This is a genomic window from Streptomyces angustmyceticus (assembly GCF_040701845.1).
GTDB lineage: Bacteria > Actinomycetota > Actinomycetes > Streptomycetales > Streptomycetaceae > Streptomyces > Streptomyces angustmyceticus_A.
In genome coordinates this window covers 1-23,101 of the sequence record NZ_JBFBHQ010000007.1, presented here as the reverse complement: position 1 = coordinate 23,101, position 23,101 = coordinate 1, and the positions used below count along the sequence as shown (strand labels likewise).

Below are 23,101 nucleotides of genomic sequence, written 5' to 3'. Positions count from 1 at the left end.
CCTCAGTGCTTGGCCGGCAGCAATCCGAGCCGGTCATAGGTGGTGGCGAGGGTCTCGGCGGCGACCCCGCGGGCCTTCTCCGCACCCTTGGCCAAGATCGCGTCCAGCGTCTCGGGGTCGTCGAGGTATTCCTGGGTGCGGTTGCGGAACGGTGTGACGAAATCGACCATCACCTCGGCGAGGTCCGTCTTCAGCGCGCCGTACATCTTGCCCTCGTAGGACCGCTCCAGGTCCGGTACGGAGGTGCCGGTGAGCGTGGAGAGGATCGACAGGAGGTTGCTGACGCCCGGCTTGGCCTCGCGGTCGAAGCGGATGACCGTGTCGGTGTCCGTGACCGCGCTCTTGACCTTCTTCGCGGTGACCTTGGGGTCGTCGAGCAGGTCGACGATGCCCTTGGGCGAGGAGGCGGACTTGCTCATCTTGATCGACGGGTCCTGAAGATCGAAGATCTTCGCCGTCTCCTTGACGATGTACGCGTTGGGGATGGTGAAGGTGTCGCCGAAGCGGCCGTTGAAGCGGTCCGCGAGGTCGCGGGTGAGCTCCAGGTGCTGGCGCTGGTCCTCGCCGACCGGGACCTGGTCGGCCTGGTAGAGGAGGATGTCGGCGACCATCAGCACCGGATAGGTGAACAGGCCGACCGTCGTGCCCTCCGCGCCCTGCTTGGCGGACTTGTCCTTGAACTGGGTCATCCGCGACGCCTCGCCGAAGCCGGTGACGCAGTTCATGACCCAGGCGAGCTGGGCGTGCTCGGGCACATGGCTCTGGACGAAGAGCGTGCAGCGCTCCGGGTCGAGGCCCGCCGCCAGCAGCTGGGCGGCCGCGACCCGGGTGTTGCGGCGCAGCTCCGCCGGGTCCTGCGGGACGGTGATCGCGTGCAGGTCGACCACCATGTAGAAGGCGTCGTGGGACTCCTGCATGGCCACCCACTGGCGCACCGCGCCGAGGTAGTTGCCGAGGTGGAAGGAGCCGGCGGTGGGCTGAATGCCGGAGAGCACGCGCGGACGATGCTGCATGGCGGAGCCATTCCCCTGGGGGTGGTGGTGGGCGACGGACGGGCGATCAAGAGCCATGGCACCGATTGTCTCAGGTCGGCAAGGGCGCCGGGGCGCATGGTGGCGCAAGCCGCGGCAGGGGCGCGCGCACGGGGCGGCCGCGGCCGTGCGGCGGGGTGGCGGCGGCCTGTTCGGGGTGGGCGGGAGCTGGGATCGTGGGCGGTGAGTTGAGTCGTGGTCCGCGCCGTGCGGGCCTGTGCACCGCCCCGGATCTCCGTCCCGATCTGTGAGGACCGCCGATGACCGACGACCGCCGCCCGTCCCCGTCCGGTGCCGCCGCCTGCCCCGCACCATCCGGCGGCGCGCCGCACCGGCTCGCCCCCGGCGGCGCCGGCCGGGCCGCGGCCGATGCGCTGCTGCGGGCGGCCGGGGCGGTGGTCCCGGTGCTGCTGCCCGGGGACGTGCCCGCGGTCGCCGTCACCCGCCACGAGGTGCTGCGCGAGGTGCTGGCCCACCCCGAAGTCGCCAAGAACGCCTGCCACTTCACCGCCCTGCACGACGGCACCGTGCCGCCCGGCTGGCCGCTGGCCACGTTCGCCACCGTCGACGGCATGACCACGGCCGACGGGGACGACCACCGGCGGCTGCGCGGCCTGGTGACCAAGGCGTTCACCGCGCGGCGGGTGGCGGCGCTGCGGCCCCGGGTGGCGGAGCTGACGGCCGGGCTGCTGGACGGGCTGCCCGCGGCCGCCGCTGCCGACGGCACGGTGGATCTGCGCCGGCACTTCGCCTATCCGCTGCCGATGAGCGTGATCAGCGAACTGCTGGGGGTGGACGCCGCGTTGCGCGACCGGCTGCACGAGCTGTCGAACCTGATCGTCGGCACGGCGGACGAGGCGCAGGCCGCCCACCGCGAGATCATCGCCGTCCTCACGCAGGTCGCCGAGGCCCGGCGGGCGGACCCGGGCGACGATCTGACCAGCGCGCTGCTCGCCGCGCAGGAGGAGGACGGCGACCGGCTGAGCGCCGGTGAGCTGGTCGGCACCCTGCTGCTGATGATCATTGCCGGGCACGAGACCACGCTCAACCTGATCACCAACGCGGTCCGGGCGCTGTGCACCGACCGCGGGCAGCTGGAGCTGGTCCGCGCCGGGCGGGCCGGCTGGGACGACGTGGTCGAGGAGACGCTGCGCCACGACAGCCCCGTCGCCCACTTCCCGTTCCGCTACCCGGTACGGGACCTGGAGATCGGCGGCACGCTCGTCCCCCGCGGCACCCCGATGCTGGCCTCCTACTCCGCGGCCGGCCGGGATCCGGACGCCCACGGCCCCGACGCGGACCGGTTCGACGTGACCCGGCGGCCCGCCGCCCGGCACCTCTCCTTCGGCCACGGGCCGCACTACTGCCTGGGCGCGCCGCTGGCCCGGCTGGAGGCGACCGTCGCCCTGGAGGCCCTCTTCGCCCGCTATCCGGCGCTGGACCTCGCCGTCCCGGACGCGGAGCTGCCGCCGCACCCGAGCTTCATCGGCAACAGCACCCACGTCCTGCCGGTGCGGCTCACCGGCTGAGCCGGGGGGCGGGGCGGCTCGCGGGACGGGCCCGGACGCCTCGCGCACGGGCCCGGCCCGCTGTCCGGAGGGGCCCGGCCGGGCGTCCGGAGCCGCGGCCCCGCCGCCGTCAGTTGACCGGCAGCCCCGGCGCGGGGTAGCCGGCCATCAGGTCCGCGACCTCGCCGCGGATCACGGTCAGCGCCTCCTCGTCCCCCTTGGCCGCGGCGCGGACGCTGCGGTCGATCCACTCGGCGACCAGCGGCATCCGGTCCGTCCCCAGCCCGCGGGAGGTGAGGGACGGGGTGCCGATGCGGATGCCGGAGGGGTCGAAGGGCTTACGGGGGTCGAAGGGGACGGTGTTGTAGTTGACGACGATGCCGGCCCGGTCCAGGGCCTTCGCCGCGGCCTTGCCCGGCACCCCCTTCGAGGTGAGGTCGATCAGCACCAGGTGGTTGTCGGTGCCGCCGGAGACCAGGTCGTAGCCGCGGGCCAGCAGCGCCTCGGCGAGCGCCTTGGCGTTGGCGACGACGGCGTGCGCGTAGTCGCGGAAGGACGGGGCGGCCGCCTCGTGCAGGGCGACCGCGATGGCGGCGGTGGTGTGGTTGTGCGGACCGCCCTGCAGGCCGGGGAAGACGGCCTTGTCGACGGCCTTGGCGTGGGTCGCCCGGGACATCAGCATGGCGCCGCGCGGGCCGCGCAGGGTCTTGTGGGTGGTGGTGGAGACGACGTCCGCGTGCGGTACGGGCGACGGGTGGGCGCCGCCCGCGATCAGGCCCGCGATATGGGCGATGTCGGCGACCAGGACGGCGTCGACCTCCCGGGCGATCTCGCCGAACGCGGCGAAGTCGATGGTGCGCGGGACGGCGGTGCCCCCACAGAAGATGATCTTCGGGCGTTCCTTGCGGGCGAGGTCGCGCACCTCGTCGAAGTCGATCAGCGCGGTGTCGGGGCGTACGCCGTACTGGACGCCGCGGAACCAGGTGCCGGTGGCCGACACCCCCCAGCCGTGCGTGAGGTGGCCGCCCATCGGCAGCGCCATCCCCAGCACGGTGTCGCCGGGCTCGGCGAACGCGAGGTAGGCGGCGAGGTTGGCGGGCGAGCCGGAGTACGGCTGGACGTTGGCGTGTTCCACGCCGAAGACGGCCTTGGCCCGCTCGACGGCCAGGGTCTCGACGCGGTCGATGTTCTGCTGGCCTTCGTAGTAGCGACGGCCCGCGTACCCCTCGCTGTACTTGTTCTGCAGGACGGTGCCGGTGGCTTCCAGGACGGCGGCGGAGACGTAGTTCTCGCTGGGGATCAGTCGCAGCGTGTCGGCCTGGAGCTGTTCCTCGGCGCCGACCAGCGCGGCGAGTTCGGGGTCGGCGGCGCTCAGCGCGGGATGCGGAAGGGACTGGGACATGGTGTCCTCCGGGGCGGTCGATCGGTGTTCCGGTCGTGGTCCCGGGGTGCCCAGGCGGGGCGGCACCTCGTGATGGTGGCCGCACACCGCTTCCTCGAGGTTGCTTCCTCGTACGCCAGTCGCGGTGCGCACCGGAGATTCTAGGACACCCCCCGGCGCCTTCCGGCGGATCTTCGCAGGCCGGTGGCCCGGAGGGGGCGCAACAATGGAAGGGGACGCGGCACCGCCCGCGCCCCACGGCCTACCGAACGGAGTCACCGGTGACGTCCACGGAACGCAGCATCGCCGCCGCCGAGGCCCACAGCGCGCACAACTACCACCCGCTGCCCGTCGTCGTGGCCACGGCCGAGGGCGCCTGGATGACGGACGTGGAGGGCCGGCGCTACCTGGACATGCTCGCCGGGTACTCCGCACTCAACTTCGGGCACGGCAACCGCCGGCTGCTCGACGCGGCCAAGGCTCAGCTGGAACGCGTCACCCTCACCTCGCGCGCCTTCCACCACGACCGGTTCGCCGAGTTCTGCACCCGGCTCGCCGAGCTGTGCGGGATGGAGCTGGTGCTCCCGATGAACACCGGCGCCGAGGCGGTCGAGACGGCGGTGAAGACGGCCCGCAAATGGGGGTACGACATCAAGGGAGTCCCCGACGGCCGGGCGAAGATCATCGTCGCGGACAACAACTTCCACGGCCGGACGACCACCATCGTCTCGTTCTCCACCGACCCCGAGGCGCGCGCCGGGTTCGGCCCGTTCACCCCCGGCTTCGAAAGCGTCCCCTACGGCGACCTGGCCGCGATGGCGGCCGCCCTCGACGACACCACGGTCGCGGTGCTGCTGGAGCCGATCCAGGGCGAGGCGGGGGTGCTGGTGCCGCCGCCGGGCTATCTGGCGGGCGTACGGGAGCTGACCCGCAGCCGGAACGTGCTGTTCATCGCCGATGAGATCCAGTCGGGGCTGGGCCGCACCGGCCGGACCTTCGCCTGCGAGCACGAGGGGGTGGTCCCCGACATGTACGTGCTGGGCAAGGCGCTGGGCGGCGGTGTGGTGCCGGTGTCGGCAGTGGTGTCCTCCCGTGAGGTGCTGGGCGTCTTCGCGCCGGGCGAGCACGGCTCGACCTTCGGCGGCAACCCGCTCGCCTGCGCGGTGGCGCTGGAGGTGCTGGCGATGCTGCGGACCGGCGAGCTCCAGCAGCAGGCCGGGGAGCTCGGCGAGCATCTGCACAGCGAGCTGGGGCTGCTGGTGGGCGGCGGCGCGGTGGACGCGGTGCGCGGCCGCGGACTGTGGGCCGGGGTGGACATCAATCCGTCACGCGGCACCGGCCGGGACGTCTCCGAGCAGCTGATGGAGCGCGGGGTGCTGGTCAAGGACACCCACGGCGCCACCATCCGGCTCGCGCCGCCGCTGGTGATCAGCAAGGAGGACCTGGACTGGGGGCTCGCACAACTGCGGGGCGTGCTGGAGGCGTAGGGGCCGCCGGGCGGGAGGACCGGACCCTCTGCCGCGTTTGCTGCGGGTGCGCTGCGTGCTCTCCCGGCGCCGTCCCCGCTGCCCGCCCGCCGCCCGGCGTCCGTCCCTCACCCGCCGCCCGCCGTCCGCCGCCCGCCGCCCGTTCAGGCGTAGTCGCCGGTGCCGCGACGCATGGCGGCGCCGGCCACCGCCCGGGGACCCCGCCGCGCCGGCCGGCCGCCCGGGGTCCGGGCCGCCGGCTCAACGGATCACATGCGGCACGAAGCGGGCGTACTCGTCGGTGACCGGCCCCGCCGACTCCCGGATGCCGAGCCCCGCCGCCTCGTCCTCGACGACCCAGGCGCCGAGCACCACCCGGTTGCCGTCGAAGTCCGGCAGCGGCGCCAGCTCCTGGTAGCAGCACGGGTCCCCGGGGTCGCGCGGTACCGGTTCGGCGCCCGGCTCGTGCAGGGTCACCCCGGCGCCCTCCCGCCCGAGCAGCGGCTTGGCGGCGTAGCCGCAGGTGTGCGCCAGTTCGCGCGGCCCGTCGAGATAGGCGGGCAGCAGATTCGGGTGCCCGGGGTACAGCTCCCACAGGACCGCCAGCAGCGCCTTGTTGGAGAGCAGCATCTTCCAGGCGGGCTCGATCCACAGGGTGGTGCCGGTGCCCCCGCCGTTGTCGAGGGTGTCCAGGACGTGCGGGCCGAAGTCGTCGGTGGCCAGCCACTCCCACGGGTAGAGCTTGAAGCAGGCCCGGACGAAGCGCAGCCGCTGGTCGACGAAGCGGCCGGACAGCCGGTCCCAGCCGATCTCCTCCACCGGTATGGCGACCGTCTCCAGGCCCGCCTGCTGCGCCGTCTCCTCCAGGTAGGCGACGGTCATCAGGTCCTCGCCGAGCTCGTCGTCCGCCGAGTGCGCGAAGTGCAGCGGCGCGCCGGGCGGCAGCAGCGGGGCCTGCCGCTTCCAGGCCGCCACCAGCCGCTCGTGCAGCGAGTTCCACTGGTCGGCGCCGGGGAAGCGCTCCTCCATCCAGAACCACTGCGGGCTGGCCGCCTCGACCAGCGAGGTCGGTGTGTCGGCGTTGTACTCCAGCATCTTGGCCGGGCCGCTGCCGTCGTAGTGCAGGTCGAACCGCCCGTAGAGGGAGGGCAGTTCGTCCCGCCGGCGCCAGGACTCGGCGACCAGGCGGGCCAGCCGCGGGTCCTCGATGCCGAGGTCGGCGAGGCGGTCGTGCTCGACGAGGTGCGCGGCCGCGGCCAGGCACATGCCGTGCAGTTCCTCGACGACGTCCTCCAGGGCCTCGACCTCGGGGAGGGTGAAGGAGTAGTAGGCGCTCTCGTCCCAGTACGGGCGCAGCGAGTCGTCCGGGTAGCGGGTCAGCGGATAGATCAGGCCCTGCGCCTCGACGGTCTGCTGCCAGCCGGGGCGGGGCTCGATGGTGTGGCGTTCCATGCCGTTCCGGTCCGCTCAGCCGCCGTAGGAGCCGTGCCGGCCGCCCGAGCCGGAGCAGCCGAAGCCGCCGCGGTTGACGGCCGTGGTCTTGCTGAAGGTGCCCTGGTCGGCGTACTTGCCGCCGGCGTTGTCCGGGTCGTAGTACCACTGGCCGTCGACGGGCTTCTTGCCGAGCCCGCCGCGGCCGGCCTTGCCGCTGCCGCCGGAGCCGGTGGTGCTGTTCCCGGAGGACGAACTGCCGCCCACCGAGCAGTTCTTGGAGTCGACGATGCGGTAGCCCTTGAGGGCGTCGTAGCTGTTGCGGTCCACGCAGCGCTTGTCGGGCTCGGAGCCGCAGGACGTCAATGCGGCGGCCAGGGCGCCCATGCCGCCCAGTATCACCGTGCTCGACCGCAGCCGCCGGCGTGCCTTCTCTGCCATGTCGTACCTTCCCCCGTGAACATCTGTTGGAGCGGGGCCAGCGTAGACGGCACCCGTGGGACCGCCGCAAGGCGGGAGTCCCGGTCCGGCGGGGGACGCACCGCGGACCGGGTGCCCGGTGCCGGTTGCCGGGCCGGGGCGGGGCCCACTCGGCGCCGGGCCGCCCTCGGGGAGAGGACGGCCCGGCAGTGTGGGTGTGCGCTGGGGGACGGCGGATCAGGGGCCCGCGAGGACCGTCTGGGTGTCGGTGTCGGTCGAGCCGGTGAAGTTGGCGTCACCTCCGTAGACCGCCGTGATGGTGTAGACACCGGTGGTCAGCGGGGTGCTGACCGCGGCGACACCGGAGCCGTCGAGCGTGCCGGTGAGGTTGATGGTGGTCACGCCGTCGGTGACGGTGAAGGCGACCGTCCCGGTCGGGATGCCGCTGCCCGGCGCCACCGCCGAGACGAACGCGAGGATCGCGACGTTGTCGCCGGAGTTGGACGGGTCGGGGAACGAGGTGGCCGTGATGGTCGTGGCGGCCTGGCCGACGGTCTGGGTGTCCGTGCCGCTGGAGCCGCTGAAGTTGGCGTCGCCGCCGTAGGTCGCGGTGACGTTGTGGACACCGGCGTCGAGTGTGCTGGTGGTGACGGTCGCGACGCCGCCGGAGACGGTGCCGGTCAGTGTGCCGCCCCCGCCGCCGTCGATGACGAAGACGACCGAGCCGGTCACCGTCCCGGCGCCCGGCGGGACCGGGGTAACCGTGGCGGTGAAGGTCACCGTCTGCCCGAAGACCGACGGGTCGGGCGAGGAGGTGACGGTGGTGGTCGTCGAGGCCGGCGTCACCGTCTGGGTGTCGGTGCCGCTGGAGGCCGCGAAGTTGGTGTCGCCGCTGTAGGTCGCCGTGACGGGGAAGGTGCCCGCGTTCAGCGCGCTGGTGGTGACGCTGGTCGTCCCTCCGGTGAGGGTGCCGGTCAGCGTCGGGCCACCGCTGATGACGAAGGTGACCGTGCCGGTCGGGGTGCCTGTCCCCGGCGCGACCGGCGCCACGGTGGCCGTGAAGGTCACCGACTGGCCGACGACGGACGGGTCCGGGGCCGAGGTCACCGTGGTGGTCGTCGAGGCCTGCCCGACCGTGTGGGTGTCCGTGCCGACGGAGCCCGTGAAGTTGGCGTCACCGCTGTAGGTCGCGGTGACCGCGTACACGCCGGCGGTCACCAGACCGCTGGTGGTCACGCTGGTGGTGCCGCCGCTGAGCGTCCCCGTCAGCGTCACCGTGGTGACCCCGTCGGTGACCAGGAACGCCACCGTGCCGGTCGGGGTGCCCGCCCCCGGCGCGACCGGCGCCACGGTGGCCGTGAAGGTCACCGTCTGACCGACGACGGACGGGTCCGGGGCCGAGGTGACGGTGGTGGTCGTCGCCGCCGCCGTCACCGTCTGGGTGTCCGTACCCACCGAGCCGTTGAAGTTGGTGTCGCCGCTGTAGGTCGCCGTGACGGAGTACGTCCCGGCGGTCACCAGGCCGCTGGTGCTGACGCTGGTGGTGCCGCCGCTCAGGGTCCCGGTCAGCGTCACCGTGGTGACCCCGTCGGTCGCCACGAACGCCACCGTGCCCGTCGGGGTGCCCGCCCCCGGCGCGACCGGCGCCACGGTGGCCGTGAAGGTCACCGTCTGACCGACGACGGACGGGTCCGGCGACGAGGTCACCGTGGTGGTCGTCGAGGCCTGCCCGACCGTCTGCGTGTCGGTCCCGCTGGAGGCCGCGAAGTTGGCGTCACCGCTGTAGGTCGCCGTGACCGTGTACGTCCCGGCGGTCACCAGGCCGCTGGTGCTGACGCTGGTGGTGCCGCCGCTCAGGGTCCCGGTCAGCGTCACCGTGGTGACCCCGTCGGTGGCCACGAACGCCACCGTGCCCGTCGGGGTGCCCGCCCCCGGCGCGACCGGCGCCACGGTGGCCGTGAAGGTCACCGTCTGACCGACGACGGACGGGTCCGGCGACGAGGTCACCGTGGTGGTCGTCGAGGCCTGCCCGACCGTGTGGGTGTCCGTGCCGACGGAGCCCGTGAAGTTGGCGTCACCGCTGTAGGTGGCCGTGACGGTGTAGGCCCCCGCGGTCACCAGGCCGCTGGTGCTGACGCTGGTCGTACCGCCGCTGAGGGTCCCGGCCAGCGTCACCGTCGTCACGCCGTCCGTCGCCACGAAGTTCACCGTGCCGGTCGGTGTACCGGCACCCGGGGCGACCGGAGCGACCGTGGCCGTGAACGTCACCGTCTGACCGACGACGGACGGGTCCGGCGACGAGGTCACCGTGGTCGTCGTCGACGCCTGCCCGACCGTCTGGGTGTCCGTACCGACCGAGCCGGTGAAGCCGGCGTCGCCGCTGTACGTCGCCGTGACGACGTACGCGCCCGCGGTCACCAGGCCGTTGGTGGTCACGCTGGTGGTGCCACCGCTCAGGGTTCCGGTCAGCGTCACCGTCGTCACGCCGTCCGTCGCCACGAACGTCACCGTGCCCGACGGCGTCCCCGCGCCCGGAGCGACCGGAGCCACCGTCGCCGTGAACGTCACCGACTCGCCGACCACGGAGGGGTCCGGGGCCGACGAGACCGTGGTGGTCGTCGCCGCCTGGCCGACCGTCTGGGTGTCCGTACCGCTGGAGCCCGTGAAGTTGGCGTCACCGCCGTACGTCGCCGTGACCGTGTGCGTCCCGACGCTCAAGGCGCTCGTCGTGACGGTCGCGATGCCGCCGGACAGGGTGCCGGTCAGGGTCGGGCCGCCGCTGATGACGAACGTGACCGTGCCCGTCGGCGTCCCCGCACCCGGGGCCACCGGAGCCACCGTCGCCGTGAACGTCACCGACTGCCCGAAGACCGACGGATCGGGAGCCGACGTCACCGTGGTCGTCGTCGCCGCCTGGCCGACGGTCTGGGTGTCCGTGCCGACCGACCCGGCGAAGTTGGCGTCGCCGCTGTAGGTCGCCGTGACCGTGTAAGTCCCGGCGGTCACCAGGCCGTTGGTGGTCACGCTGGTGGTGCCACCGCTCAGGGTCCCGGTCAGCGTCACCGTCGTCACGCCGTCCGTCGCCACGAACGTCACCGTGCCCGACGGCGTCCCCGCGCCCGGGGCCACCGGAGCCACCGTCGCCGTGAACGTCACCGACTGCCCGACCACGGAGGGGTCCGGGGCCGACGAGACCGTGGTGGTCGTCGCCGCCTGGCCGACCGTCTGGGTGTCCGTACCGCTGGAGCCCGTGAAGTTGGCGTCACCGCCGTACGTCGCCGTGACCGTGTGCGAGCCGACGCTCAAGGCGCTCGTCGTGACGGTCGCGATGCCGCCGGACAGGGTGCCGGTCAGGGTCGGGCCGCCGCTGATGACGAACGTGACCGTGCCCGTCGGCGTCCCCGCACCCGGGGCCACCGGAGCCACCGTCGCCGTGAACGTCACCGACTGCCCGAAGACCGACGGATCGGGAGCCGACGTCACCGTGGTCGTCGTCGCCGCCTGGTTGACGGTCTGGGTGTCCGTGCCGACCGACCCGGCGAAGTTGGCGTCGCCGCTGTAGGTCGCCGTGACCGTGTGGGGGCCGGCGCCCAGCGCACTGGTGGTGACGCTCGCCGTGCCCCCGGACAGGGTGCCGGTCAGGGTCGGGCCGCCGCTGATGACGAACGTGACCGTGCCCGTCGGCGTCCCCGCACCCGGGGCCACCGGAGCCACCGTCGCCGTGAACGTCACCGCCTGGCCGACGACGGACGGATCGGGAGCGGACGTGACCGTGGTCGTGGTCGCCGCCTGGCCGACCGTCTGGGTGTCGGTGTCGCTGGAGCCGGCGTAGTTGGCGTCCCCGCTGTAGGTCGCGGTGACGGTGTACACCCCCGCCGTGACCAGCCCGTTGGTACTGACCGTGGCGACGCCGGAGCCGTCGAGGGTGCCGCTGAGCGTCACGGTCGTGACCCCGTTGGTGATGACGAAGCTGACGGTTCCGGTCGGCACCCCGCCGCCGGGGAACACCGGCCCGACGAAGGCGGTGAAGTTGACCGTCTGTCCCGTCACGGAGGGGTCGGGGAAGGACGTGACCGTGGTGGTCGTGGCCGCCTGGTTGACGGTCTGGGTGTCCGTGCCGCTGGAGCCGGTGAAATTGGCGTCACCGCCGTACGTCGCCGTGACCGTATGCGTACCGGCGGACAACGCGCTGGTGCTCACGCTCGCCGTGCCCCCGGACAGCGTCCCCGTCAGCGTCGGCCCACCACTGATCACGAACGTGACGGTGCCCGTCGGCGTCCCCGCACCCGGCGAGACCGGGGCCACCGTCGCCGTGAACGTCACCGACTGCCCGACCACCGACGGATCCGGCGACGACGTCACCGTGGTCGTCGTGGCCGCCTGGTTGACCGTCTGGGTGTCCGTACCGCTGGAACCCGTGAAATTGGCGTCACCGCCGTACGTCGCCGTGACCGTATGCGTACCGGCGGACAACGCACTGGTGCTCACGCTCGCCGTGCCCCCGGACAGCGTCCCCGTCAACGTCGGACCACCACTGATCACGAATGTGACGGTGCCCGTCGGCGTCCCCGCACCCGGCGAGACCGGGGCCACCGTCGCCGTGAACGTCACCGACTGCCCGACCACCGACGGATCCGGCGACGACGTCACCGTGGTCGTCGTCGCGGCCTGGCCGACCGTCTGGGTGTCCGTACCGCTGGAGCTGTTGAAGTTGCCGTCGCCGCTGTAGGTCGCGGTGACCGTGTGCGTACCGGGTGAGAGCGTGCTGGTGGTGACGCTCGCCGTGCCCCCGGAGAGGGTGCCGGTCAGCGTCGGGCCACCACTGATCACAAAGGTGACGGTGCCGGTCGGGGTGCCCGCGCCCGGCGAGACCGGGGCCACCGTCGCCGTGAACGTCACCGGCTGGCCGACCACCGACGGGTCGGGTGTCGAGGTCACCGTGGTGGTCGTGGACGCCTTGTTGACGGTCTGGGTGTCCGTGCCGCTCGACCCGGCGAAGGTGCCGCTGCCGCTGTAGGTCGCCGTGACCGTATGGGGGCCCACGCCGAGACTGCTGGTGGTGACGCTCGCCGTGCCGCCCGAGAGCGTGGCCGTCAGCGTGGGGCCGCCGGAGATCACGAAGGTCACCGTGCCGGTCGGGGTGCCCGAACCGGGCGGTACGGGGGCGACGGTCGCCGTGAAGGTCACGGCCTGCCCGAAGACCGACGGGTCGGGCGACGAGGTGACCGTGGTGGTCGTCGGCAGCAGGGTCGCCTGCACGGTCTGGGTGTCGGTGCCGGAGGACGGATTGAATTGGGCATTGCCGTTGTAGGTCGCGGTGATGGTGTGATTGCCGACGCTGAGACTGCTGGTGGTGACGGTCGCCGTGCCGCCGGAGAGCGGGGCCGTCAGGGTGCCTCCCCCGCCGCCGCTGATGACGAAGGTGACCGTGCCGGTCGGCGTACCCGCCCCCGGTGCGACCGGCGCGACGGTGGCCGTGATGGATACCGGCTGCCCGAAGGTCGACGGGTCCGGCGACGAGGTGACGGTCGTGGTCGTCGACGCCTTGGTCACCGTCACGGAGGCCAGGCCGCTCGATGGCGAGAACAGGGCGCTGCCGTTGTAATTCGCGGTGATGGTGTGGAAGCCGACGCTGATGTTGCTGACGGTGACGGTCGCGGTGCCGCCCACGAGCGGGGCCGTCACGGTGGGCCCGCCGGTGATGACGAAAGTGACGGTGCCGGTGGGGGTTCCCAGGCCCAGCGGGATGACCGTGGCGGTCAGGGTGACCGGTTGCCCGAAGACAGCTGGATTGGGTGAGGCCGACGCCAAAGTGAAGGTGGGTGCCATGAAATGGCCCTCCGAGAGGTATGAGGTTGGCGGGCCGTTCAGCTCCCCGTGTGCATGACGCTCTGCGGGAAGTGGGCATCACCTGGGGAGCGAGCCGGGCAGCAACGGCCGACGCCATGCGCCGCTGCCTGCCGTGGTCCTCCGCCAGGTGGGCAACCCGCCGGTCGATAGCATCAGTAGGCGCGCAGATCCGGCCACCACGCCAGAGCCGGTCCGCGCTTTTACCCTGAATGGCGCAGCGCGCGGCGGCTCGCACGTCGCCACGCGGCGCACACTGCGGGGCGCGGCCGCGCGGGGCGTCGGCACTGGTGACGGACGGCCGGCAGGCGGCATCACCGCGAGCCGCTGCCGCACCACGGTCAACACCTCCGCACAACGGCGCAGTTGGGGGCGTGGGCTCGCGCACCGCCGTTGCGGGGCCTGACGGACACCGTCCCGGATCCCCCGCGTCTACGCTGGCCGGTGGAACGGGGCGTGGGGCGGGACCGCGGCACGAGGGCCGCGGGAAGCGGCGGCCGCGAGACGCCGGAAGGCAGCGGCGCAGGGCGGGCGCCGTAGGGCAGAACCGCAGGCCAGAGCGCCCCGTTCGCCCGTCGACGGAGGAGGCAGACCATGATCGAGCGCACCCGGGTACCGGGACCGCTCCCCGGTGAACTGACGCTGCGGCACCCCGGCCCTGCGGACCACGCGCGGCTCCAGGTGGCTCTGGCCGAGTGGTGGGACGGGTTGGGTGGTGCGGCGGGCGCGCTGCAGCGGCAGCTGCTCGTACCGCGCCTGTTCGTGCAGCACTTCGCCGACACCAGCTTCCTCGTCGAGCGCCCGGACCGGACCCTGCACGCCTTCCTGATCGGCTTTCTCTCCCAGACGGACCCCGCGACCGCCTACATCCACTTCGTGGGCGTCTGCCCCGAGGGCCGGGGGGACGGCGTCGGCAGCGCTCTCTACGACCGCTTCTTCGCCGCGGCCCGCGCCGCCGGGCGCAGCCAGGTCCGCTGCATCACCAGCCCCAACAACCGCAACTCCCTCGCGTATCACCGGCGCATGGGCTTCCGGCTGGAGCCCGGGGACCATACCGACGACGAGGGCGTACCGGTGCACGAGGACTACGACGGGCCGGGGCTCGACCGGGTGTCGTTCGTACGGGAGTTGTGAGCCGGGATCCTGCCGGTGCGTACCGGTACGCACCGCTCCGCTCGCCCGCCGGTGCGCGCCGCCCGCTCCCCCGCCCGCGAGCCCCCCTCCCCGCTACTCCCCCGGCGGCAGCGCCCTGAGCAAGGCGTCCAGGGCGCCGGCGAAGGAGTGGTCGGGCGGCGTGCCGTAGGCCACCACCAGTGCGTCGCGGGAGGCCGGTGGGGCGGTCGGGTCGTGGAAACGGTGGAGGCCCTCCAGGGCGAGGCCCTGCCGGCGGGCGGCCCGGAGGACGGACCGTTCGGTGCCGGGCGGGAGTTCCAGTACGGCGTGCAGGCCGGCGGCGATGCCGGAGACCCGGACCTGGGGCGCGCGGGCGGTCAGGGCGGCCACCAGCTGATCGCGGCGGCGCCGGTAGCGCAGCCGCATCCCGCGCAGATGGCGGTCGTAGGCGCCCGTGGACAGGAACTCGGCGAGCGTGAGCTGGTCCAGTGCCCCGGACTGCCATTCACCGGTGCTCTTGAGGGCGAGCACCGGATCGACGAGACGGTCCGGCAGCACCATCCAGGCCAGCCGCAGTGCGGGGGCGAGGCTCTTGCTGGCGGTGCCCAGGTAGACGACGTGTTCGCAGTCCAGTCCCTGGAGGGCGCCGACCGGCTGGCGGTCGTAGCGGAACTCGCCGTCGTAGTCGTCCTCCAGGACGAAGCCGCCGGTGGCGCGCGCCCAACTGACGGCCGCGGCCCGGCGGTCGGGGTGCAGCGGTACGCCGGTGGGGAACTGGTGGGCGGGGGTGAGCAGGGCCGCGCGCACGTCGTCGAGGGCGGTCAGTTCCTCGGTGCGCGCGCCGCGTTCGTCGACGGGGAGCGGGACGGTGCGCAGGCCGGCCCGGGTGATCACGGCGCGGTGGAGGTCGAGGCCGTACGACTCGACGGCCAGCCGGCCGGCGCCCAGGGCGCGGCCGAGCAGGGCCAGCCCCTGCATGAAGCCGGCGCAGACGACGATGCGCTCGGGGTCGGCGCGGACGCCGCGGGCGCGCGCGAGGTAGTCGGCGAGGACGGTACGGAGTTCGGGGCGGCCGCGGGAGGTGCTGTAGCCGAAGGCCTCGCTGGGGGCGGCGGTCAGCGCGCGGCGGGCGGCGGCCAGCCAGGCGGTGCGCGGGAAGGCGGAGACGTCGGGGGTGCCCGGGGTGAGGTCGAAGCGCGGCCGGTCGGCGCGGTCGGCCGGGCCGGGGGCGCGCCGGGCGGCGGGCGCGGCAGGCGGCTCCGCGCTCCCCCGGGCGCCGTCCGGGAGGTGCCCCCAGGCGACGCGGGTGCCGGAGCCCTGGCGGGCGCTGAGCCAGCCCTCGGCGACGAGTTCGGCGTAGGCGTCGGCGACGGTGTTGCGGGCGATGCCGAGGTCGGCGGCGAGCGAGCGGGAGGACGGCAGGCGGGTGCCGGGGGCCAGCCGCCCGGAGCGTACGGCCTCCCGCAGCGCCCGCAGCAGCGCGGCGCGCAGCCCGCCGGGACCGGTGAGGTCCAGATGCAGATCACGGCCGAAAGTGGCCCACGAATCCTCCATGGAAATGGACCATACCGCTGCGCCATTACCGCCGTAGCGTCGGAGACATGACGACACGGACATCACAGAAGACGCAGGCATCACCGACGACACAGGCGGCACCGGCGACGGCGTCCGGGGCGGCGGCTCCGGGAGCGGCGCACCGGCACGGCCCCCGCCTGCCCTGGGCGAAGCTCGCTCCGGAGGTGTACCAGGCCATGCTGGCGCTGGACGCGGCGGCGACGAAGGGCCTCGACCCGACGCTGGTCGAGCTGGTGAAGATCCGGGCGTCGCAGCTCAACCACTGCGCGTTCTGTATCGACATGCACATCAAGGACGCCCGCAAGGCCGGCGAGACCGAGCAGCGGATCTACCTCCTCGACGCCTGGGAGGAGGCCACCGGCTTCTACTCCCCCAAGGAGCAGGCCGCCCTCGCGCTCACCGAAGCCGTCACCCTGCTCACCGAGGGTTTTGTGCCCGACGCCGCCTACGACCGCGCCGCCGCCCACTTCGGCCAGGAGGAACTGGCCCGGCTGATCGCGCTGATCACCACCATCAACGCCTGGAACCGCTTCGGCGTGTCCACCCGGATGACCCCGGGGCGGGCATGACCACCACGGACCGCGCCCCGGCCGCCGCCGCGCTGCGCGCCCTGCACCACGGGCCCCGCCTGCCCCTGGTCCTGCCCGGCCCGTGGGACGCGGCCGCCGCCCGGGTGTTCGCGGACGCCGGCTTTCCGGCGCTCGCCACCCCCAGCGCGGGCATCGCGGCCTCCCTCGGGTACGAGGACGGACAGACGCCGGCCGACGAGATGTTCGCGGCGATCGCCCGCATCGTGCGGTCCGTGGACATCCCGGTCTCGGCCGATGTGGAGGCCGGATACGGGCTGTCCGCACGGGAGTTGGCGGGCCGGCTCGCGGACACCGGGGCGGTGGGCTGCAACCTGGAGGACACCGACCCGGCCACCGGTGCCCTGCGGGACGCGCAGGAACAGGCGGACCGGCTGGCCGCAGTGCGGGCCGCGGCGGGTGAGGGACTGGTGATCAACGCCCGGATCGACACCTATCTGCACGGTGACAAGGGCATCGAGGAGACGGTCCGGCGCGGCCGGATGTACGCGGCGGCGGGCGCCGACTGCGTCTATCCGATCCTCGCCCCGCCACCGCTGCTGGCCGATCTGGCCGCCCATATCGGCCTCCCCGTCAATGCCGTGGTGACCCCGGACGGCCCCACGCCCCGCGAACTCGGCGCTCTCGGCGCCGCCCGGATCACCTTCGGCCCCGGCCTCCAGCATCGCGCGACGGCCGCGGTGACGGAGATGGCGGAACGCTTGCGGGAGGAGCTGGCGGCGGAGGGGTGAGGGCCGACCCGCGAGCGCCGGGAGCAGGCCGGGACCCGACGGCCGACCCGCGAGCGCCGGGAGGAGACTGACGGCCTCCCCGCCGCCGTGCCGGCCGGCCCCGCTCCCAGGTCCCGGGGCCCCTACCGCTCGTCGGTCCCCGGCACCTTCCCCGTGCTGAGCGCGAGCCGGTTCCAGGTGTTGATCGTGAAGATCAGCGCCAGCAGCCGGGCCAGCTCCGCCTCCTCGAAGTGCCGGGCGGCGCGCTCGTAGACCTCGTCCGGCACCCCGCCCCGGGCGACCAGCGTCACGGCCTCGGTGAGCGCCAGCGCCGCCCGCTCCTTCGCGGTGAAGAAGTGCGCCGCCTCCTCCCAGACCGCGACCATGTGCAGCCGCTCCTCGCTCTCGCCGGCCTTGCGGGCGTCGGAGGTGTGCATATGGAGGCAGTACGCGCACTTGTTGAGCTGCGAGGACCGGATCTGGACCAGTTCGACCAGGGCCGGGTCCAGGCCCTCGCGGGCCGCGGCGTCGAAGCCGATCAGCGCCTTGAAGGCCTTCGGGGCGGCCCGGGCGAAGTTGACCCGGGGGCTGCGGGTCGCCGCCCCGTCCGGTGAGGTCGTTCCCCTCGCCGCGTTCGCCGCGTTCCCCGTGCCGGCTTCGTCGATCTGCGCGGTAGCTGTATGCGTCATGCCTTCAATCTAGAAGCTCGGGCGACCGGCTGTAGGGTGCATTCCCATGCCGGAATCATGGGTCAATCTTGCCGAGAGCCTGGGCGCCGATCTGCATCTGGAGCTCAGCGGCTCCGGCAGCCGCCGCGCCGTCCTCATCCGGGCGCTGCGGGACGCCGTACGGTCCGGCCGGCTGGCCCCGGGCACCCGCCTGCCGCCCTACCGCTCGCTCGCCGCCGACCTCGGCCTCGCCCGCAACACCGTCGCCGACGCCTACGCCGAACTGGTCGCGGAAGGCTGGCTCAGCGCCCGGCAGGGCTCCGGCACGACCGTCGCCCGGGTGCACCTCCCGGACGACGTCCGGGAGCGCGCGGAGCCGCCGGCGCCCGCCCGTGCCCCGGCCGACCGCCCCGCGCACGGCCTCCTCCAGGGACAGCCGGACGCCGCCTCCTTCCCGCGCACCGCCTGGCTCGCCGCCGCCCGCCGCGCGCTGACCGCCGCCCCCCACGACGCCTTCGGCCCCGGCGACCCCCGCGGCCGCCCCGAACTGCGCCGCGCCCTCGCCGGCTACCTGGCCCGCACCCGCGGCGTCCGCACCGACCCCGAACGCATCGTCATCTGTTCCGGCTTCGCCCATGCCCTGCGCCTGCTGCTGCCCGCCGTCCTCCCCGGCCCCCTCGCCGTCGAGGGGTACGGCCTCCCGTTCCACCGGCAGCTCCTGACCACGGCCGGCATCCGCACCCACCCCCTGGACCTCGACGAACACGGCGCCGACACCACGCAGTTGCCCGCCCTCGACGGCGTACGCGCGGCCCTGCTCACCCCCGCCCACCAGTTCCCCACCGGCGTACCGCTGCACCCCGACCGACGGACCGCCGCCGTCAACTGGGCGCGCGCCGCCGGCGGTTTCCTCCTGGAGGACGACTACGACGGCGAGTTCCGCTACGACCGCAAACCGGTCGGCGCCCTCCAGGGACTGGCCCCGGAGCACGTCCTCTACCTCGGCTCGGTCAGCAAGAGCCTGTCCCCCGCGGTGCGCCTGGGCTGGATGGTGCTCCCCGCCCGCCTCGTCGACCCCGTACTGGAGGCCAAGGGGGAGCGCGAGGCCTGGGCGAGCGTCACCGACCAGCTCACCCTCGCGGAGTTCCTCGCCCACGGCGCCTACGACCGGCACATCCGCCGGATGCGCCAGCGCTACCGCAGACGCCGCGACCAGCTGACCGACGCGGTGACCGGCCACGCCCCGCACCTCACCGTCACCGGCCTCTCCGCCGGCCTGCACACCGTCCTCCAACTCCCCCACGACGCCACCGAATCGGACGAACACCGCGCCCTCGACGCCGCCCGCCGCCAGGGACTGGCCCTCGACGGCCTCTCCGGCTACCGCCACCCCGCCACCACCACACCGCCCCGCCACGGCCTGGTCATCGGCTACGCCGCACCCACCGACGGCGCCTTCCCCGCCGCCCTGGAGGCCCTGCGCCGCGCACTGGCACGGGGAGCCGGGGACACCTCGCGCGGGGCCCCGGGACCGCCCCGGTGATCCCGGATCCCCGAAGCGCCCTGGTCCCTACGGCTTCTCCCGGCCTACTGGTTCGCGAACTTCCGGCTGATGTTCTGGAAGATCCGCTGGGCTTCGGGGCCCAGGTGCGGGCCGGCCAGCCAGGTGTGGGTGTTGGAGCTGATCGAGGTGTTGGACACCAGCGTCAACTTGCCGCCGTGGTTGACGAACCAGCCGCCGCCGGACGTGCCGCCGGTCATGGTGCAGCCGATGCGGTTCATGGCGGGTGTGCCCTGCTGCATGACGAGGCGGCCGGGGCGGGCCGGGCAGTTCATCATGCGCGCGCCGTCGAACGGGGGCGCCGCCGGGTAGCCGAAGGCGTCCAGCGAACCGATGCGGTCGGCGGAGGGGGTGTCGAACGCGACCCGGGCGGCGGCGCCCACGGTCTCCTGGAGCGACTTGCCGCTGCCGTTCTCCGGCTTCACGTGCAGCACCGCGAAGTCGTAGGCGGAGCCGCCGTTCCCGGTGTCCTCGCTGCCCATGTTGATCCACTCCCCGGACGTGGTGATCCAGTCGGCCCAGAACCGGCCGTACGGGGTGACCTGCTGGGAGGGGGTGCCGCCGACCTGGTTCATCGGCACGCCGTTGTCGTTGTAGGACGGCACGAAGACGATGTTGCGCATCCAGCCGCCCCGCTTGCCGGAGTGCACGCAGTGTCCCGCGGTCCACACGAGGTTGGACTTGCCCGGGTGCGCGGGATCCTCGACGATCGTGCCGGAGCAGACCATCGGGCCCTTCGGGCTGTCGAAGAAGATCTTCCCGACCGGCGCCATGTGCTGGTGGTAGGGGCGGGCGACCTGCTCGGCGGTGACCGGCTGCGGCTCCGGGTCCGTGGCGTCGAACTCGCTTCCCGCACCGGTGGCCTGCACCCCGATCTCCGGCGAGTTCTTCGCCTCGGCCAGCCGGTCCGCCTTCCAGTGGTCCTTGATGACGGGGTTGGCGAAGTCGCCGGCCCTGCGGGCCCACTTGTCCCAGTTCTGCCAGCCGCCGTCCTTCCACTTCTTCAGATCGTCCAGGCTGGTCGGCATGCCCTTGGGGATCTGCAGCCCGCCGCCCTTCTGGTCGGCGGCCCCCGAAGCGGCGGCCTTGTCGTCACTGGGGCCGCAGGCGGTGACGGTGCCGGCGAGCAGCGCGACCAGTGCCGCGGCCGTGGCGGTGGAGCGGCGGATGGATGGCATGGAGCGCGGTCCCCCTGATACGTGACGGCGCCGGGCGAGCGGCGACCCGAAATTGTCATGTCCCTCATCGGACTGCGCCCTACTATGCCGTGACGCCACGCCCGCCGGGCAACCAGGTCCCGGCGCCCCGACGGACAGAACGGGACGTACGCGATGCCCTCCTCGCCGCTCTCGTTCCGGACGGAGCGGCTCCTGCTCCGCCGGTTCACCCCGGACGACGCCGAGTCGCTCGTCGCGCTGCACGGCGACCCCGACGTCATGCACTTCATCGCCACCGGACGCCCGGTGCCGCGGGCCGACGTCCTGGAAAAGACCCTGCCGGAATTCCTCGGCACACCCGACGCACGCCCCGAAGGCCACCTCACCGGGCTCGGCGTCTGGGCCGCGGCCCTGACCGCCACCGGCCGGTTCATCGGCTGGTTCGCCCTCCTGCCGACCGCCCCCGGGCGCACCGACGAGGCAGAACTCGGCTACCGCCTGCACCGGACCGCCTGGGGACGCGGCTACGCCACCGAGGGCGCACGAGCCCTGATCGCCCGCGCCTTCACCACCCCGGACGCCCCACCGCTGCAACGCGTCACGGCCACGACCATGACGGTCAACCACGCTTCACGCCGCGTCATGGAAAAAACCGGCCTGCGTCACATCCGCACGTTCTTCGAGGAGTGGCCGGACCACATCGAGGGCGCCGAACACGGCGACGTGGAGTACGCCCTGACCCGCGAGGAGTGGACGACGGCCCGCTGACTCCGGGGATCCGGCGGCACGCCCGAGGATCTTCCGGCCTGCTCGTCCCCGACTACGCACCCCGGCGTCGGCCGGATCCCCCCTCTGCCGTCGCGCACGTACCCCGGCGGCCGTCGGACTACTGCCGCACTGCCCTGGGGTCCCGGTGGGCGGGTGAGTGGGGGTGGCTGGGCCGGGCGTAGCGGTAGTCCTGGAGTTGTTCGGCGGTCGGGTACCACTGTTTGCGGCAACGGCCGCACCACCAGCGCCAGTTGTCCCAGTCGGTGTTGGTGTGCGTGGTGTCCTTCCAGAGCGCGTCGTCGCAGTCGGGGGTCGGACAGGTCGGGGGCGGCGGCATGGCGGGCCTTTCATCGGTGGGGGCTGCCCAGCCTGGTGGGCCCGCCACCGCGCCGTGCGGCAGTTGGCCGGCCGCCACTCGAACGGGGTCGTCCGCCCGCCGCGGAGGTCCGTCCGGCCGCCGCAGGGGTCGTGTCCGGCCGTCGTGGAGCGTTCCGGTCGCCGTGGAGGGCACGCCGGCCGCCGTAGAGGCTCTCCGGCCGCCGCAGCGGGCCAGCTGCCGTAGAGGGCTCCGGCCGCCGCCCGCGTCGCCCATCCGGGGCGGGCGGGCCCCGTCCCGTGCGGACGGGCCCCGCCCCACCCGGTCCAGGCAGCTCAGGCCCTCAGAGGCCGGCCGGCCTCACCCGCTGACCCGGTCGTAATAGCTCTTCGCGGTCTTCCGGCACTGCCGGCGCTCCGCTTCCGTCTTGTGCGGCTGTACGGCGCACTGGTTGTTCATGTCGAACAGGAAGGCCTTGTCTACGCGGCGCTCGTGCGTGGAGTGCCGGAAGGCCTTCTTGCCCATCATCTTCTTGTAGTTGCGGTAGCCGAAGTCGTGTCGCGCGCATGACAACCTGAAGTCGAAGCCGCCCGGCTTGTCCACGAGCTTTGTGCACCAGTCGGTGCTCCAGATGAAGTCCCAGCGGTCGATACCGGACTTGGCGAGTTCGCGCGTATGACGCCAGTCCTTGACGCTGGTCGTCGTCGAGCGGGTCAGCTGGTGGAGCCGCTGGTACTTTTCCTGCCTGCTCGGGCCGGCTTTCGCCGGGGCGGCGCCGTCGGCGGCGATGGCCGCGCCCGGTCCGGCGAGCAGCACGCCGGCCGCCATGGCCGAGGCGAAGATACCTCGCGTGATGAGCATGTCGTCCCCGTTCTCTTTTCAGATGTAGCCCTGATCGCGCCGGTGGAAGCAGGGGCGATCAGGGAGGCGACAACATCATCCGGCGCGGCCCGCGGCGCCGCCATCGTCTCTTTGGGAGGTGTCCGTCAGGACAAGGTCACCGGGCTCCGGCCGGGCAGAGCACATCGTGGTGGATGACCGCGATGACCACCGCCTCCAGGCGGGTGTGCAGGCCCAGCTTGTCGATGATGTTCGCGACATGGGCCTTCACCGTGCGCTCGGCGATGCCCAGCCGGCGGGCGAGAGGGCGGTTGGGCAGTCCGTCGCCGAGCAACAACAGCACCTGCCGCTCACGGGCCGTCAGGCCGTCGAGCTCCGGCACCTCGTGGGCGAAGTGGCCCGCGAGTCTGCACGGGCAGTGCGCCGTCGTGAGCGCGCCGGCGCCGTCACAGTGGCCAACGGCCTCCGCTTCCTGGATCGTCACAGCGATCGTCACCTTCCCCGTAGTCCCCGTTGATTCCCCGTGTGGTCAAGAAGCAGCGGGTGCCGTGCGGTTCACCCGCCCGGCACCACGCACGACGAGGTCCTGTCGTCATGCTGCCGCCGTCGCCCTGGAGCGACGGCGGCAGCGTTACGACCGGGCCCCGAGCGGCACCCGCGTGGAGTTACTGGGTGGAGCGGATAGGGTCGGGGAGGGGAAGGGGTGTGTTGTTGGAGTGTAT

Annotated in this window: 18 protein-coding genes and 1 riboswitch; of the genes, 7 read left to right on the top strand and 11 right to left on the bottom strand. The window is 73.2% G+C overall.

What is annotated here, in order from left to right; translation table 11 throughout:
* Positions 1–2 precede the first annotated feature (2 nt).
* The gene (gene trpS / locus AB0411_RS17970) at positions 3–1,013 is read right to left on the bottom strand and encodes a tryptophan--tRNA ligase (RefSeq protein ID WP_366418511.1); all 1,011 of its coding nucleotides are present in this window, start codon (positions 1,011–1,013) and stop codon (positions 3–5) included.
* Positions 1,014–1,291: 278 nt separating this feature from the next.
* On the opposite strand from trpS, the gene AB0411_RS17965 reads away from it, so the two are divergent.
* Positions 1,292–2,560, top strand: coding sequence for a cytochrome P450 family protein (locus tag AB0411_RS17965; protein ID WP_366418269.1), 1,269 nt, complete (start codon positions 1,292–1,294; stop codon positions 2,558–2,560).
* A 109-nt stretch (positions 2,561–2,669) separates the two neighbouring features.
* Here the strand turns inward: AB0411_RS17965 and glyA are convergent, their stop codons facing one another.
* A complete protein-coding gene (glyA, locus tag AB0411_RS17960) occupies positions 2,670–3,941 on the bottom strand; it encodes a serine hydroxymethyltransferase (protein ID WP_366418268.1) in 1,272 nt (423 codons plus the stop codon).
* Between the two features lie 41 nt (positions 3,942–3,982).
* Positions 3,983–4,074: riboswitch (ZMP/ZTP riboswitch) on the bottom strand.
* A gap of 127 nt (positions 4,075–4,201) precedes the next feature.
* Here glyA and rocD point away from each other — a divergent pair.
* Positions 4,202–5,407: an ornithine--oxo-acid transaminase gene (rocD, locus tag AB0411_RS17955; protein ID WP_366418267.1), complete on the top strand. Its 1,206-nt coding sequence runs from the start codon at positions 4,202–4,204 to the stop codon at positions 5,405–5,407.
* A gap of 240 nt (positions 5,408–5,647) precedes the next feature.
* On the opposite strand, the gene AB0411_RS17950 is transcribed toward rocD, so the two are convergent.
* The 3 genes from AB0411_RS17950 to AB0411_RS17940 form a co-directional block, all read right to left on the bottom strand.
* Positions 5,648–6,838, bottom strand: a complete 1,191-nt coding sequence (locus tag AB0411_RS17950) for a glutathionylspermidine synthase family protein (RefSeq protein ID WP_366418266.1) — start codon at positions 6,836–6,838, stop codon at positions 5,648–5,650.
* Positions 6,839–6,853: 15 nt separating this feature from the next.
* On the bottom strand, positions 6,854–7,258 hold the full coding sequence (locus tag AB0411_RS17945; RefSeq protein ID WP_366418265.1) for a hypothetical protein: 405 nt from the start codon (positions 7,256–7,258) through the stop codon (positions 6,854–6,856).
* Between the two features lie 216 nt (positions 7,259–7,474).
* Positions 7,475–13,066, bottom strand: a complete 5,592-nt coding sequence (locus AB0411_RS17940; RefSeq protein WP_366418264.1) for an Ig-like domain-containing protein — start codon at positions 13,064–13,066, stop codon at positions 7,475–7,477.
* A gap of 612 nt (positions 13,067–13,678) precedes the next feature.
* Here AB0411_RS17940 and AB0411_RS17935 point away from each other — a divergent pair.
* Positions 13,679–14,218 carry a GNAT family N-acetyltransferase gene (locus AB0411_RS17935; RefSeq protein ID WP_366418263.1) on the top strand — a complete coding sequence of 180 codons (540 nt, stop codon included), beginning with the start codon at positions 13,679–13,681 and terminating at the stop codon, positions 14,216–14,218.
* Between the two features lie 93 nt (positions 14,219–14,311).
* On the opposite strand, the gene AB0411_RS17930 is transcribed toward AB0411_RS17935, so the two are convergent.
* A complete protein-coding gene (locus AB0411_RS17930; RefSeq protein WP_366418262.1) occupies positions 14,312–15,751 on the bottom strand; it encodes a PLP-dependent aminotransferase family protein in 1,440 nt (479 codons plus the stop codon).
* 47 nt (positions 15,752–15,798) lie between these two features.
* On the opposite strand from AB0411_RS17930, the gene AB0411_RS17925 reads away from it, so the two are divergent.
* A complete protein-coding gene (locus AB0411_RS17925) occupies positions 15,799–16,341 on the top strand; it encodes a carboxymuconolactone decarboxylase family protein (RefSeq protein ID WP_366418261.1) in 543 nt (180 codons plus the stop codon).
* Entirely contained in the window at positions 16,338–17,090 is a 753-nt protein-coding gene (locus tag AB0411_RS17920; protein WP_366418260.1) for an isocitrate lyase/PEP mutase family protein, read from the top strand. Before AB0411_RS17925 ends, AB0411_RS17920 begins: the two co-directional genes overlap by 4 nt.
* Before the next feature lie 122 nt (positions 17,091–17,212).
* On the opposite strand, the gene AB0411_RS17915 is transcribed toward AB0411_RS17920, so the two are convergent.
* Positions 17,213–17,758, bottom strand: coding sequence for a carboxymuconolactone decarboxylase family protein (locus AB0411_RS17915; protein WP_366418259.1), 546 nt, complete (start codon positions 17,756–17,758; stop codon positions 17,213–17,215).
* A 46-nt stretch (positions 17,759–17,804) separates the two neighbouring features.
* On the opposite strand from AB0411_RS17915, the gene AB0411_RS17910 reads away from it, so the two are divergent.
* Positions 17,805–19,280 (top strand): PLP-dependent aminotransferase family protein, encoded by a 1,476-nt coding sequence (locus AB0411_RS17910; protein ID WP_366418258.1) that lies wholly within the window; start codon positions 17,805–17,807, stop codon positions 19,278–19,280.
* A gap of 44 nt (positions 19,281–19,324) precedes the next feature.
* Here AB0411_RS17910 and AB0411_RS17905 read toward each other — a convergent pair whose 3' ends face one another.
* A complete protein-coding gene (locus AB0411_RS17905) occupies positions 19,325–20,476 on the bottom strand; it encodes a trypsin-like serine peptidase (RefSeq protein WP_366418257.1) in 1,152 nt (383 codons plus the stop codon).
* 153 nt (positions 20,477–20,629) lie between these two features.
* Between AB0411_RS17905 and AB0411_RS17900 the strand changes: the two genes are divergently transcribed.
* Positions 20,630–21,223, top strand: coding sequence for a GNAT family N-acetyltransferase (locus AB0411_RS17900; RefSeq protein WP_366418256.1), 594 nt, complete (start codon positions 20,630–20,632; stop codon positions 21,221–21,223).
* A gap of 118 nt (positions 21,224–21,341) precedes the next feature.
* On the opposite strand, the gene AB0411_RS17895 is transcribed toward AB0411_RS17900, so the two are convergent.
* The 3 genes from AB0411_RS17895 to AB0411_RS17885 all read right to left on the bottom strand — a co-directional run bounded on the left by AB0411_RS17895 (position 21,342) and on the right by AB0411_RS17885 (position 22,863).
* Positions 21,342–21,560 (bottom strand): hypothetical protein, encoded by a 219-nt coding sequence (locus tag AB0411_RS17895; protein ID WP_366418255.1) that lies wholly within the window; start codon positions 21,558–21,560, stop codon positions 21,342–21,344.
* Positions 21,561–21,899: 339 nt separating this feature from the next.
* Positions 21,900–22,400, bottom strand: a complete 501-nt coding sequence (locus AB0411_RS17890; RefSeq protein WP_366418254.1) for a phospholipase A2 — start codon at positions 22,398–22,400, stop codon at positions 21,900–21,902.
* A gap of 136 nt (positions 22,401–22,536) precedes the next feature.
* On the bottom strand, positions 22,537–22,863 hold the full coding sequence (locus AB0411_RS17885) for a helix-turn-helix domain-containing protein (protein WP_366418253.1): 327 nt from the start codon (positions 22,861–22,863) through the stop codon (positions 22,537–22,539).
* Positions 22,864–23,101 lie beyond the last annotated feature (238 nt).